We start from the raw sequence: 11,757 nt of genomic DNA on the forward strand, positions 1-11,757 counted from the left end.
AGACGCTGTCCTCGCCCATTTCGCCGATCATCAACGTGTTCCCGTTCTAAAAAGCAGGACGTTCCATTTTCCTATTGCCGATAAAAATTATCCACGATAAAAGATGTCCATGAATTGGAGATCATCACGATGAAGCTGGGCGAGGGCGTTGAGGCGGCCATCCACTGTGCGGCGACGCTGGCCAGTGTGGACGGCAACAGCACCATGCCGGGCGCGGCACTGGCGGAAGCGTTCGGCCTGTCGCCGAGCTATCTCCTGAAGCATCTCAATATGTTGAGCGCGGCGCGCATTCTGGAATCGGTGCCGGGTCCGGCGGGCGGCTATCGGCTGGCGCGGGCTGCGGAACGCATCACACTGCTCGACATCGTGCTGGCCGTCGAGGGCCGCGAACCGGCGTTTCGCTGCGGCGAGATCCGCCGCAACGGTCCGGTCAAGATCGATGCCTCGGCCTATGTCAAACCTTGCGGCATCAATGCCGCGATGCTGAAAGCGGAGCGCGCCTACCGGGCAGCGCTGGCCGAGGTGAAACTGTCCGACATCGTGGCGGATTACGCGGCGGAAGGCGACCCCAGATCGTTTGCCGCGAGCTGCGCCTTTGTCGAGCGCCATCAGCGGCCGCAGAAATCCAGTTCAACCAACCAAACCTAACCCTCCCGACGATGCGAAAGGAAAGACGATGAAACAGAGAATGCAGTTCTTCGCCAAGGCGCCCGAAATCATGAAGGCGGTCTCGGCGCTCAACAAGGCGGTCGACGAATGCGGGCTGGAGGTGAGCCTGCTGCACCTGATCAAGCTCAGGGCCTCGCAGATCAATGGCTGTTCCTTCTGCGTCGAGATGCACAGCCGCGAAGCCAGGCGCGACGGCGAGACCGAGCAACGGCTCTATCTGGTTTCCGCCTGGAAGGAATCGCCGCTGTTTTCCGAGCGCGAACGCGCCGCCTTGGCCTGGACCGAAGCGGTGACGCTGGTCGCCGACAACGGGGTGCCGGACGAGCTCTATGCGCGCGCGCTGGAGCATTTTTCGGAAGAGGAACTGGTCAAGCTGTCCGTCGCGGTCGGCATGATCAACACCTGGAACCGGCTCTGCATCCCGTTCCACGCCATCCATCCGATGCCGGCCGCCAAAGCTGCCTGATCGGTCCGGATGTTTGTTGGGGCGCCGCCGAAGAAGGCGGCGCTTCTACTGTTTCAAGGGGAGCGTTTGATGCCTGCCGATTTGCCTTCGACCTTGCTGTTTTTCGGCCGCCTGCTGGCCGGCGGCGCTTTCGTCTTCGCCGGCCTGCGCAACATCCAGAACGCGGCCTTCCTGACCGGGTTGATGGCCGCGCGCGGCGTGCCGCAGGCTCGGCTGGCACTGTGGGCAGGCATTGTCCTGCAGGTCATTGCAGAGGCGCTGGTGATATCAGGCCTCTGGACCGTGATCGCCTGCGCGGCGCTGGTGCTGTTCCTGGTCGTCGCGACGCCGATGTTCCACAATTTCTGGGATCATCAGGGTCCGGACCGGGCGTCCCGCATCAACGGTTTCATCGGCAATGTCGCGCTCGGCGGTGGGTTCCTGACGCTGATCGCACAATCCGTTTGATGGCCGAAGTCAGGCCGCGAACCGCAGGCCGCCGTCGCAGGTCAGCACCTGGCCGGTCATGAAGTTGTTGGAGACGAGGAAGGCGATCGCCGATGCGACGTCCTCGGCGCGACCGATGCGGCCGACGGGCGTCTTCCCCGCATATTCGGCAAACACCGCTTGCCTCTGTTCCTCCGGCAGAAAGTCCCACCAGGGCGTGTCGATGACGCCGGGCGCCACGACGTTGACGCGTAGCGGCTTCAGCTCGACAGCCAGGATCGGCGTCACGGTCAGCAGCATGCCGTTGACGGCACCGATGCCGGCGACACCGGGCATGGTGACCTGAGCTGAGACCGCCGAGATGAAGGTGACCGATCCGGATTTGCTCAACGTCGGCAACGCGGCCTGCAGGCAGGACAGTTGCGGCCGCACCTTTTCGTCGACGCCGCCGGCGATGTCGGCGAGATCGAGCGTCTCGAACGGTCCGAGGCCCTTGCCGCCGCTCGCCGCCAGAACGAGGTGGTCGAACGGACCGAGCCGATCGAAGAACTGGCGCACCTCATCGGGCTTCGACGCGTCGAAGGCGGCCTTGTCGGCTGCGCCACCAAGGCTTTTCCAGGCGCTGACGAGCTTGTCCTGGTTGCGCCCGGTGATGGTGACCTTCATGCCCGGGCCGAGCAGTTTGCGCGCTGTCGCCAGGCCGATGCCGGACGAGCCGCCGATGATGACTGTGTGTTCGGTTGTGACGGTCATGACGGTTCTTCCTTCGATTTTGGCGAAGCCAGCCCGACGAGGTCGAGGCTCAGGCTTCGCAATTGCTGTCTTGCCCTGGCATCGTAAGCCTGGGCGTCGGCGCGGGATTCGCGCAGTCCGTCGAAATAGAGGCCGCTGCGGCCTTCGAGCTTTTGCGCGGTGGCGAGGTTCAAGATGGCGTCGGCGCCGGTTTCGACCGAACTCCATGGCTTCACCCCCGCCTGACGGACCATGGTGGTGTTCATGTAGCTCGCCGGATGCAGCGCATTGACGGTGACGCCGCTGCCTTTCAACTGCTCGGACAGATCGATGGTGAACAGGATCTGCGCCAGCTTGCTCTGGCAGTAGGCGCGCACGCCGCTATAGCCGTGGGTCAGCATGACGTCGTCGAAGGCGATCGCCTGCTGGCCGGCGGACGCCACATTGACGATGCGCGCCGGGGCACTTGCCCTGAGCAGCGGCAGCAGTTCCGAGGTCAGCAGGAAGCCGGCGAGATAGTTGACGGCAAAGCGAAGTTCGTGGCCGTCGGCGCTCGTCTGTCGCTTGTCGCCAGCCGTGCCGACGCCGGCATTGTTGATGAGGACGTCGAGGCGGCTCGTCCTGGCGCGCACGGCCTCGGCGAGGCGCCTTACCTCCGCCAGCGACGCGAGATCGGCCGCGAGAAACTCGGCCTTGCCGCCGGCGGCTTCGATCTCGGCGGTAACGGCCTTACCGCGTGTGGCATCGCGGCCATGCACCAGTACCCGTGCGCCGGAGGCGCCCAGCCTTTGCGCCACGACCCGGCCGACGCCGTCGGTCGATCCGGTGATGAGGATGGTCTTGTCTTTCAATTCCATGTTCAGAGCCTCCTGTTGCTGCTCCGAACGCAAGATGGGACGCTTCGCCCACGGCAAACAGTTCAAACTTTATCCTGGTATCAATACTGCTATAATAGCCGGTATGAACGCTTCCATCTCTGCTGCCCCCACCCAATCAGCCGACGAGAGCCGCCGGCGCGAACTCGGCGCCTTCCTGCGTTCGCGCCGGGAAAGGCTGACGCCGTTGGCCACCGGCATCGCAACAGGTCCGCGACGGCGCACGCCGGGTCTGCGGCGCGAGGAAGTTGCGATGATCGCCGGTGTCGGCACCACCTGGTACACCTGGCTCGAACAGGGCAGGGACGTGCGGCCCTCGGTCGAAGTGCTCTCGGCGCTCTGCGGGGCTTTGCGCCTCGACGCCGTCGAGAAGCGGCATCTGTTCATTCTCGCCGGCCGCCAGCAGCCGGAACGTCGTGTGGCGGCGCCCGAGAAGGTGGACGCTACGCTGTTGCATATGCTGCAAAGCCTCGTCCTGCAGCCGGCCCAAGTGGTCGGCCGGCGCTGGGATGTGCTCGCCTGGAACCCGGCCGCGGCGGCTGTGTTCGGCGACTATGGCCTGCTGGACGGCGACAGCAGAAACATCGTCCACATGGTGTTCACCAATCCGCACCATCGCCGCCTGCTGGTCGACTGGGAAGAACTCGCCCGCGTGGTGCTTGCCTCGTTTCGTGCCGAAAGCGCCAAATATGTCGGCGATCCCGATTTCGACAGGCTGATCGCCCTGATGATGAGCTCGAGTCCCGAGTTCCGTGACTGGTGGCCGCGGCGCGACGTGGCGCGCAGGCTGACCGGCGTGAAGCACGTTCGGCATCCCAAGGCGGGCTTGATGGCTTTCGAGCATATGAGCCTGTCGATCGACGACGGCTCGGACATGCGGCTGATCGTCTATACACCGCTTGCCGAGCAGAACTCGGTTGCCAAGCTTCAACAATTGCTCGACGCGATGCCGGCCGAACGGCGCAGCGCCTGAGATTGGCTGGTAGCAGCCCTCGACGTCGTCATTCTAGGGGCTGCGCCGCGTCGCCTCGCTCCTTGCTTCGCCCTCAAATGACGAAACCATTTTAGCCTTTCGGCTTCAGCCCATCCAAGAATAACTGCTCGAGAAATCTCGCGGCGTCCTCGAAACGGCCGTCGCCGCCGCGGTTCGGGCCGAGCACGGCGCGGACCTGGACGTCGAAATCGGCATAGTGCTGGGTGGTCGCCCAGATCGAGAAGATCAGGTGCCAGGGATCGGTCCTCGCGATCTTTCCGGCGCGCATCCAGCCCTTGATGACCGCTGCTTTCTCGTCGACCAGCGTCTTCAGCTCGCCCGCCAGCAGCGGCATGATGCGCGGTGCCCCCTGCAGGATCTCGTTGGCGAACAGCCGGCTCTCGCGCGGAAAGTCGCGCGCCATTTCCAGCTTGCGCCTGATGTAGCTCCTGAGCTCGGTCATCGGATCGCCGATATCGTCGAGTTCCCTCAGCGGCGCCAGCCAGGTTTCGAGCAGCCGTTCCATCAACGTCTCGTGAATGTCTTCCTTGCGGCGGAAATAGTAGAGCAGGTTCGGCTTCGACATGCCGGCGGCTTCGGCGATCTGGTCGATGGTCGAGCCGCGGAAGCCGTTGGTGGAGAACACTTCGAGCGCGGCCTCCAGGATCAGTTCGCGCTTTTCCTGCTGGATGCGGGTGCGGCGAGGGGCTTGCGTGCTGATGGTCACCGTTGCGGACCCTCGCATTGACGGTCATCTGGACCAATTCTCTGGACCAGTTTTTCCCTAGCCTGTGGAACGCACTTCAGGAGCCGCATTTCCGCTAGTAATCCTTGACCGCCGACAGGGCGGTGCTAACGTTTGTCCAATCGGTCAAAATTTGCGTAGCATGAAAGCACGGCAAAGACCAAGCGTTGGACGCACCGAAACAGGTTACAAGGGGAAGTCTTGGTCATGTCCAACCGGCTGAAAGTCACGCCGAACGATCTCAGCGCATTCTGGATGCCGTTCACGGCAAACCGGCAGTTCAAGCAGGCGCCGCGCATGTTCGTGTCCGCCAAGGACATGCACTACACCACCAGCGACGGCCGCAAGGTGCTGGACGGCACCGCCGGCCTGTGGTGCGTCAACGCCGGCCACTGCCGCCCGAAGATCACCGAGGCGATCCAGCACCAGGCCGCCGAACTCGACTACGCCCCGGCCTTCCAGATGGGCCATCCGATCGTGTTCGAACTGGCGAACCGCCTGGTCGACATCGCGCCCAAGGGCATGGACCACGTGTTCTTCACCAATTCCGGTTCGGAATCGGTCGAGACCGCTCTGAAGATGGCGATCGCCTATCACCGCGTGAAGGGGGAGGGCTCGCGCACCCGGCTCATCGGCCGCGAGCGCGGCTATCACGGCGTCAATTTCGGCGGCATCTCGGTCGGCGGCATCGTCACCAACCGCAAGATGTTCGGCACGCTGCTGGGCGGCGTCGACCATATGCCGCACACCCACCTGCCGGAGAAGAACGCCTTCTCCAAGGGCGTGCCGGAGCATGGCGCGGAGCTCGCCAACGAGCTGGAGCGCATCGTCGCCCTGCATGATGCCTCGACCATTGCCGCCGTCATCGTCGAGCCGGTCGCCGGGTCAACGGGCGTCATCCTGCCGCCGAAGGGCTATCTCGAGAAGCTGCGCGAGATCTGCACCAAGCACGGCATCCTGTTGATCTTCGACGAGGTCATCACCGGTTTCGGCCGCCTCGGCGCGCCGTTCGCCGCCGATTATTTCGGCGTCACGCCCGACATCATGACCACCGCCAAGGGCGTCTCCAACGGCGTCATCCCGATGGGCGCGGTGTTCGTCAAGAAGGAAATCCACGACGCCTTCATGACCGGCCCCGAGCACATGATCGAGTTCTTCCACGGCTATACCTATTCGGGCAATCCGATCGCCTGTGCGGCGGCACTCGGCACGCTCGACACCTACAAGGAAGAAGGACTGCTGACGCGCGGCGAGGAACTGTCGCCCTATTGGGAAGATGCGCTGCATTCGCTGAAGGGCGAGCCGCATGTCATCGACATCAGGAACATCGGCCTGATCGGCGCGATCGAGCTGGCGCCGATCGCCGGCAGTCCGACCAAGCGGGCCTTCTCCGCCTTCGTCAAGGCCTTCGAGCGCGGCGCGCTGATCCGCACCACCGGCGACATCATCGCACTGTCGCCGCCGCTGATCATCACCAAGGGCCAGATCAACGAACTGATCGACCATGTGCGTGAAGTTTTGAGGTCTATCGATTGAAGATCTGGGCGCGGATATCCCTCCCCCTCGAGGGGAGGGTGGCCGCGAAGCGGTCGGGTGGGGTCGGTGCGACTGGGCGCCGACCTGATCTTTTGCCGCGAGGCCGCCGTTGATGCCCCGGACTCGCGTGAGTTTCGAAATGCGCCAGAAGGCGCGCGCGCTTCGAGTTCACGCGACCAAGGGCGAATCCCTGCTCTGGTATGAACTGCGCGAGCTGAAATCGACCGGCATCAAATTCCGCCGCCAGTGCCCGATTGGACCGTACATCGTCGACTTCGCCTGTTTTGGTGTGAAACTGGTGGTCGAGGTGGATGGCGATCTGCACGAACACGAAAAGGGCAAACGGCACGACGCCGTTCGTGATGCTTATCTGCGTTCGCTCGGGTTCGATATCTTTCGTGTTGACGAGCCCGATGTCATAAACAGCGCCTGGCATGTCGCGCAGGCGGTCAAGGGGAAGGTCGAGCTTATGTCAGGCGACCCCACCCGACCGCTTCGCGGCCACCCTCCCCTTGAGGGGGAGGGGGACGCCGCGCAATTGGAGAGGTTTTGAATGGCCGCACCCGGCGAAAATCTGCGAATCAATTCAGACCGTTTGTGGGATTCGCTGATGGAGATGGCGAAGATCGGCCCCGGCATTGCCGGCGGCAACAATCGCCAGACCGTGACCGACGAGGACGGCGAGGGCCGGCATCTGTTCAAGCGCTGGTGCGATGCGGCCGGGCTAGAAATGGGCGTCGACGAAATGGGCACCATGTTTGCCCGTCGTGAAGGCACCGACCCCAGCCTGCCGCCGGTCTATGTCGGCAGCCATCTCGATACGCAGCCGACCGGCGGCAAATATGACGGCGTGCTCGGCGTTCTCGGCGGCCTGGAGATCGTGCGCTCGCTCAACGATCTCGGCATCAAGACGAAACATCCGATCGTCGTCACCAACTGGACCAACGAGGAAGGCGCGCGCTTCGCGCCGGCGATGATGGCCTCCGGTGTGTTCGCCGGCGTGCTCGACCAGGCCGACGTCTACGAGCACACGGACAAGAACGGCAAGAAATTCGGCGAGGAACTGGAGCGCATCGGCTGGAAGGGCACCGAAAAGGTCGGCGACCGCAAGATCCACGCCTTCTTCGAACTGCATATCGAACAGGGCCCGATCCTCGAGGACGAAGACATCGACATCGGCGTCGTCACCCACGGCCAAGGCCTGAAATGGCTGCAGGTGACGCTGACCGGCAAGGAGGCGCATACCGGCTCGACCCCGATGCCCAAGCGCCGCAACGCCGGGCTCGGCATGGCGCGCGTGATCGAGCTGGTGCACGAGATCGCCATGGACTACCAGCCCGACGCGGTCGGCGCTGTCGGGCACATGGAAGTCTATCCGAACTCGCGCAACATCATCGCCGGTCGCACCATCTTCACCATCGACATTCGTTCGCCCGAAAAGGAAGTGCTCGATGCCATGGATGGCCGCATCCGCGAAGGCATCGACACGATCTGCGACGCGCTGGATATCAAATACGAGATCGAGCAGGTCGGCCATTTCGATCCGGTCACCTTCGACAAGGACTGCGTCAAGGCAATCCGCGATGCCGCCGATCGGCTTGGCTACACGCACCGCAACATCGTCTCGGGCGCCGGCCACGACGCCTGCTGGATCAACCGCGTGGCGCCGACCGCCATGGTGATGTGCCCTTGCGTCGACGGGTTGTCGCACAACGAGGCCGAGGAGATCACCAAGGAATGGGCATCGGCCGGCGCCGATGTGCTGTTCCACGCGGTGGTGGAGACGGCCGTCATCGTGGAGTGAACTAAGAGATCTACATTCGAAACGCCGCTCACCAAGAAGCGCGAAGAGAACAGGGAACAGATAAATGACCAAAGTCATCAAGAACGGTACTGTCGTCACCGCCGACCGCACGTGGAAGGCCGATGTGCTGTTCAGCCACGGCAAGATCGTCGCCATCGGCTCGGACCTGCACGGCGACCATGAGTACGACGCCACCGGCTGCTATGTCATGCCGGGCGGCATCGACCCGCACACCCATCTCGAAATGCCGTTCATGGGCACCTATTCGGCCGACGATTTCGAATCCGGTACGCGAGCGGCCCTTGCCGGCGGCACGACGATGGTGGTCGATTTCTGCCTACCGGCGCCGCAGCAATCGCTGCTCGAAGCCCTGCAGATGTGGGACAACAAGACCTCCAAGGCTGCATGCGACTATTCCTTCCACATGGCGATCACCTGGTGGGGCAAGCAGGTGTTCGACGAGATGGCCACGGTGGTCGACAGGGGCATCACCTCGTTCAAGCACTTCATGGCCTACAAGGGCGCGCTGATGGTCGACGACGACGAGATGTATGCGTCGTTCCAGCGCTGCGCCGACCTTGGCGCGCTGCCGCTGGTCCATGCCGAGAATGGCGATGTGGTCGCGGCGTTGTCGCAGAAGCTGCTCGCGGCCGGCAATAATGGGCCTGAGGGCCACGCCTATTCGCGTCCACCGGAAGTGGAGGGCGAGGCGACCAACCGCGCCATCATGATCGCCGACATGGCCGGCGTGCCGCTCTATGTCGTGCATGTCTCCTGCGAGCAGAGCCATGAGGCGATCCGCCGGGCGCGCCAGAAAGGCATGCGGGTGTTCGGCGAGCCGCTGATCCAGCACCTGACCCTCGACGAGAGCGAATATTTCGACAAGGACTGGGACCATGCGGCGCGCCGGGTGATGAGCCCGCCCTTCCGCAACAAGCTACACCAGGATTCGCTGTGGGCCGGCCTGCAGGCCGGATCGCTGCAGGTGGTGGCGACCGACCATTGCGCCTTCACCACGGACCAGAAGCGTTTCGGCGTCGGCAACTTCACCAAGATCCCCAACGGCACCGGCGGGCTCGAGGACCGGCTGCCGGTGCTGTGGACCAGGGGCGTCAACACCGGACGGCTGACGATGAACGAGTTCGTCGCGGTGACCTCGACCAACATCGCCAAGATCCTCAACATGTATCCGAAGAAGGGCGCCATCGTCGAAGGCGCGGATGCCGACATCATCGTCTGGGATCCAAAGCGCAAGAAGACCATATCTTCGAAGAAGCAGCAGTCTGTCATCGACTATAATGTGTTCGAAGGCGTCGAGGTGACCGGCCTGCCGCGCTTCGTCTTCTCGCGCGGCGAACTGTCGATCGAGGAGGCAGAGGTCAAGGCGAAGCCCGGCCATGGCGAGTTCGTCGGACGGGAGCCGAACGCCGCGGTCAACCGGGCGCTGTCGACGTGGAAAGAGATCACCGCGCCTCGCAAGGTCGAGCGGACGGGCATCCCGGCGACGGGGGTTTGACCATGCGCGCCATTCATCTTGCCATGGCCGCCGCGGCGCTGTTGTCAGCGGGCCATGCGTCGGCAGCCGGCATCGATCTCAGCAAGCCTTATGGCGACAAGTATGGCTGCATCAACAAGAACGGTCAGGAAGTCGCCGCCGATCAGATGCTGCTTCTGACCGACAAGGAACTGATCACGGCGGCCAGCGCCTGCACCTTCACCGAGACGAAGGCGCAGGCCGATGGCTCGTTGACGATCAAGGCCGAGTGCGAAGCCGAAGGTGAGGACGGCAAGTCGCCGGCCACCTTCACCATCAAGCGCAGCGCCAAGAATGCCAAGAAACTTTCTGTCGTCGACGAGGACGGCAATGTGATGGGTGAAGTCTCCCGGTGCAAATGATGGCGACCACCCTCGCGTCGGTGTCAGGCGACGAGCGCATCCAGTTCCGGCAGCAGGACGACGCTTTCCTGTTCGTTGGGATCGGTGCGGGCAATGACGGCCGAGGAAGGGGCGTTGCTGAGATTGGCCGGCAGATGCGGCACGCCAGCCGGGATGTAGAAGAGGTCGCCGGCCTTGACGACGATGTGATGCTCGAGCCGGTCGCCATACCAGGTATGGACTTCGCCGGAGAGCACGTAGATCGCCGTCTCGTGGTTCTCGTGCAGATGCGCCTTGGCGCGGGCGCCGGGCGGTATGGTCAGCACGTGCATGCAGATGCCGGATGAACCGACCGTTTCGGTCGCGATGCCGGCCAGATAGGTCAACCCCTGCTTGCCTTCATAGGTGCTGTCAGGGCGAATAAGACGACAAGTGGGTTTGGGCGACATCGGGGAAACTCCGGGCGTCGATTGAGTGGAACAAGGTCGGTGGGCCAATGGGACAGGGCAAGTGGAAAACAACATCGCGATAAAAGCAACCGGATTTCAGCCGGCGCCCCGGTGCGGTGACAAGGCAGGCCGCAACCGATGACGGGATCTTCGCCAGCCGTCGTCTCGGCAAGCAAGCTTGGCCTCACCTTCCAGACCAATGACGGCCCGGTCCAGGCGCTGTCCAATGTCGACCTGACCATCGGCAAGGGTGAGTTCGTCTCCTTCATCGGGCCGTCCGGCTGCGGCAAGACCACGCTGCTGCGCGTCATCGCCGATCTGGAGAAGCCGACTTCGGGGATGATTTCGGTCAACGGCATGACGCCGGAACAGGCGCGCGAGAAACGCGCCTATGGCTATGTCTTCCAGGCAGCCGCCCTGTTTCCCTGGCGCACCATCGAGCGCAATGTGGCGCTGCCGCTGGAGATCATGGGCCTGTCCAAGACCGAGCAGGCGGAGCGGATCAAGCGCACGCTCGACCTCGTCAACCTCACCGGCTTCGAGAAGAAATATCCCTGGCAGCTTTCCGGCGGCATGCAGCAGCGCGCCTCGATCGCGCGCGCCTTGGCCTTCGACGCCGACCTCCTGTTGATGGACGAGCCGTTCGGCGCGCTGGACGAGATCGTGCGCGACCACCTCAACGAGCAATTGCTGCAACTGTGGGGCCGGACCAACAAGACCATCTGCTTCGTCACCCACTCCATTCCGGAGGCCGTCTATCTGTCGACCCGCATCGTCGTCATGTCGCCGCGTCCGGGCCGGGTCAGCGACATCATCGAATCGACGCTGCCGAAGGAGCGGCCGCTCGACATCCGCGAGACACCCGAATTCCTGGCGATCGCCGCGCGGGTGCGCGACGGGTTGAGGGCGGGGCATAGTTATGATGATTGAGCGCCCCGGCAAGCGAGCGATCAACCTCGCCTTCGTCATCCTGGGGTGGAGCAGGCGCGCAGCGGCCTGCGCTATGGAAGCCGCCCGCCGCGATTTCGTCATCCTAGGGCGAAGCAAGGAGCGAAGCGACGCGGCGCAGACCCTAGGATCCATGCCGTTACTTCTGAGCTCCGCAACGGTGCAAAACGATGCACCCTCCGCTGTGCCTTCGAAGGGGAATTTTCTCTACTGCTTACACTCCTTGATCGACGTCACGGAATGGATCCTAGGGTCTGCG

14 protein-coding genes are annotated in these 11,757 nt (G+C 63.4%); 10 read left to right on the plus strand and 4 right to left on the minus strand.

Annotated elements, in window-relative coordinates; translation table 11 throughout:
• The first annotated feature begins 129 nt into the window (after positions 1–129).
• The 3 genes from EN851_RS00565 to EN851_RS00575 all read left to right on the plus strand — a co-directional run bounded on the left by EN851_RS00565 (position 130) and on the right by EN851_RS00575 (position 1,582).
• On the plus strand, positions 130–648 hold the full coding sequence (locus EN851_RS00565) for an Rrf2 family transcriptional regulator (RefSeq protein WP_135866435.1): 519 nt from the start codon (positions 130–132) through the stop codon (positions 646–648).
• A gap of 28 nt (positions 649–676) precedes the next feature.
• A complete protein-coding gene (locus EN851_RS00570) occupies positions 677–1,135 on the plus strand; it encodes a carboxymuconolactone decarboxylase family protein (protein ID WP_127871730.1) in 459 nt (152 codons plus the stop codon).
• A 69-nt stretch (positions 1,136–1,204) separates the two neighbouring features.
• The gene (locus EN851_RS00575; RefSeq protein WP_135928313.1) at positions 1,205–1,582 is read left to right on the plus strand and encodes a DoxX family protein; all 378 of its coding nucleotides are present in this window, start codon (positions 1,205–1,207) and stop codon (positions 1,580–1,582) included.
• A 9-nt stretch (positions 1,583–1,591) separates the two neighbouring features.
• Here the strand turns inward: EN851_RS00575 and EN851_RS00580 are convergent, their stop codons facing one another.
• Together EN851_RS00580 and EN851_RS00585 are read right to left on the minus strand one after the other, a co-directional pair.
• Positions 1,592–2,314 (minus strand): SDR family oxidoreductase, encoded by a 723-nt coding sequence (locus EN851_RS00580; RefSeq protein WP_135928314.1) that lies wholly within the window; start codon positions 2,312–2,314, stop codon positions 1,592–1,594.
• Positions 2,311–3,150 carry an SDR family NAD(P)-dependent oxidoreductase gene (locus EN851_RS00585; RefSeq protein WP_135928315.1) on the minus strand — a complete coding sequence of 280 codons (840 nt, stop codon included), beginning with the start codon at positions 3,148–3,150 and terminating at the stop codon, positions 2,311–2,313. Before EN851_RS00585 ends, EN851_RS00580 begins: the two co-directional genes overlap by 4 nt.
• Before the next feature lie 103 nt (positions 3,151–3,253).
• Here EN851_RS00585 and EN851_RS00590 point away from each other — a divergent pair, with 103 nt between their 5' ends.
• On the plus strand, positions 3,254–4,141 hold the full coding sequence (locus EN851_RS00590) for a helix-turn-helix transcriptional regulator (protein WP_135928316.1): 888 nt from the start codon (positions 3,254–3,256) through the stop codon (positions 4,139–4,141).
• Positions 4,142–4,232: 91 nt separating this feature from the next.
• On the opposite strand, the gene EN851_RS00595 is transcribed toward EN851_RS00590, so the two are convergent.
• Complete coding sequence (locus tag EN851_RS00595) at positions 4,233–4,868, minus strand: TetR family transcriptional regulator C-terminal domain-containing protein (RefSeq protein WP_127279388.1); 636 nt, start codon at positions 4,866–4,868, stop codon at positions 4,233–4,235.
• 225 nt (positions 4,869–5,093) lie between these two features.
• Here EN851_RS00595 and EN851_RS00600 point away from each other — a divergent pair, with 225 nt between their 5' ends.
• From EN851_RS00600 to EN851_RS00620, 5 genes are all read left to right on the plus strand, one after another.
• A complete protein-coding gene (locus EN851_RS00600; protein WP_127871725.1) occupies positions 5,094–6,422 on the plus strand; it encodes an aspartate aminotransferase family protein in 1,329 nt (442 codons plus the stop codon).
• Between the two features lie 139 nt (positions 6,423–6,561).
• Positions 6,562–6,975, plus strand: coding sequence for an endonuclease domain-containing protein (locus EN851_RS00605; RefSeq protein WP_245464486.1), 414 nt, complete (start codon positions 6,562–6,564; stop codon positions 6,973–6,975).
• Positions 6,976–8,226: a Zn-dependent hydrolase gene (locus EN851_RS00610; protein WP_135866313.1), complete on the plus strand. Its 1,251-nt coding sequence runs from the start codon at positions 6,976–6,978 to the stop codon at positions 8,224–8,226.
• A 64-nt stretch (positions 8,227–8,290) separates the two neighbouring features.
• Positions 8,291–9,742, plus strand: coding sequence for a dihydropyrimidinase (hydA, locus tag EN851_RS00615; RefSeq protein ID WP_135928317.1), 1,452 nt, complete (start codon positions 8,291–8,293; stop codon positions 9,740–9,742).
• A gap of 2 nt (positions 9,743–9,744) precedes the next feature.
• Positions 9,745–10,122, plus strand: a complete 378-nt coding sequence (locus EN851_RS00620; protein WP_135881948.1) for a hypothetical protein — start codon at positions 9,745–9,747, stop codon at positions 10,120–10,122.
• Positions 10,123–10,145: 23 nt separating this feature from the next.
• Here EN851_RS00620 and EN851_RS00625 read toward each other — a convergent pair whose 3' ends face one another.
• Positions 10,146–10,550 carry a cupin domain-containing protein gene (locus EN851_RS00625; protein ID WP_135881947.1) on the minus strand — a complete coding sequence of 135 codons (405 nt, stop codon included), beginning with the start codon at positions 10,548–10,550 and terminating at the stop codon, positions 10,146–10,148.
• A 138-nt stretch (positions 10,551–10,688) separates the two neighbouring features.
• Between EN851_RS00625 and EN851_RS00630 the strand changes: the two genes are divergently transcribed.
• On the plus strand, positions 10,689–11,480 hold the full coding sequence (locus EN851_RS00630) for an ABC transporter ATP-binding protein (RefSeq protein WP_127871720.1): 792 nt from the start codon (positions 10,689–10,691) through the stop codon (positions 11,478–11,480).
• Positions 11,481–11,757 lie beyond the last annotated feature (277 nt).

It is taken from the genome of Mesorhizobium sp. M8A.F.Ca.ET.208.01.1.1 (assembly GCF_004791315.1).
In the GTDB taxonomy this organism is placed as follows: domain Bacteria; phylum Pseudomonadota; class Alphaproteobacteria; order Rhizobiales; family Rhizobiaceae; genus Mesorhizobium.

Excerpts from the sequence above, each read along its gene's own strand:
- EN851_RS00630 (WP_127871720.1), top strand. The coding sequence starts at position 10,689 with ATGACGGGATCTTCGCCAGCCGTCGTCTCGGCAAGCAAGCTTGGCCTC.
- EN851_RS00570 (WP_127871730.1), top strand. The coding sequence starts at position 677 with ATGAAACAGAGAATGCAGTTCTTCGCCAAGGCGCCCGAAATCATGAAG.
- hydA (WP_135928317.1), top strand. The coding sequence starts at position 8,291 with ATGACCAAAGTCATCAAGAACGGTACTGTCGTCACCGCCGACCGCACG.
- EN851_RS00600 (WP_127871725.1), top strand. The coding sequence starts at position 5,094 with ATGTCCAACCGGCTGAAAGTCACGCCGAACGATCTCAGCGCATTCTGG.
- EN851_RS00580 (WP_135928314.1), bottom strand. The coding sequence starts at position 2,314 with ATGACCGTCACAACCGAACACACAGTCATCATCGGCGGCTCGTCCGGC.
- EN851_RS00575 (WP_135928313.1), top strand. The coding sequence starts at position 1,205 with ATGCCTGCCGATTTGCCTTCGACCTTGCTGTTTTTCGGCCGCCTGCTG.
- EN851_RS00610 (WP_135866313.1), top strand. The coding sequence starts at position 6,976 with ATGGCCGCACCCGGCGAAAATCTGCGAATCAATTCAGACCGTTTGTGG.
- EN851_RS00605 (WP_245464486.1), top strand. The coding sequence starts at position 6,562 with ATGCGCCAGAAGGCGCGCGCGCTTCGAGTTCACGCGACCAAGGGCGAA.
- EN851_RS00585 (WP_135928315.1), bottom strand. The coding sequence starts at position 3,150 with ATGGAATTGAAAGACAAGACCATCCTCATCACCGGATCGACCGACGGC.
- EN851_RS00565 (WP_135866435.1), top strand. The coding sequence starts at position 130 with ATGAAGCTGGGCGAGGGCGTTGAGGCGGCCATCCACTGTGCGGCGACG.
- EN851_RS00590 (WP_135928316.1), top strand. The coding sequence starts at position 3,254 with ATGAACGCTTCCATCTCTGCTGCCCCCACCCAATCAGCCGACGAGAGC.
- EN851_RS00620 (WP_135881948.1), top strand. The coding sequence starts at position 9,745 with ATGCGCGCCATTCATCTTGCCATGGCCGCCGCGGCGCTGTTGTCAGCG.
- EN851_RS00625 (WP_135881947.1), bottom strand. The coding sequence starts at position 10,550 with ATGTCGCCCAAACCCACTTGTCGTCTTATTCGCCCTGACAGCACCTAT.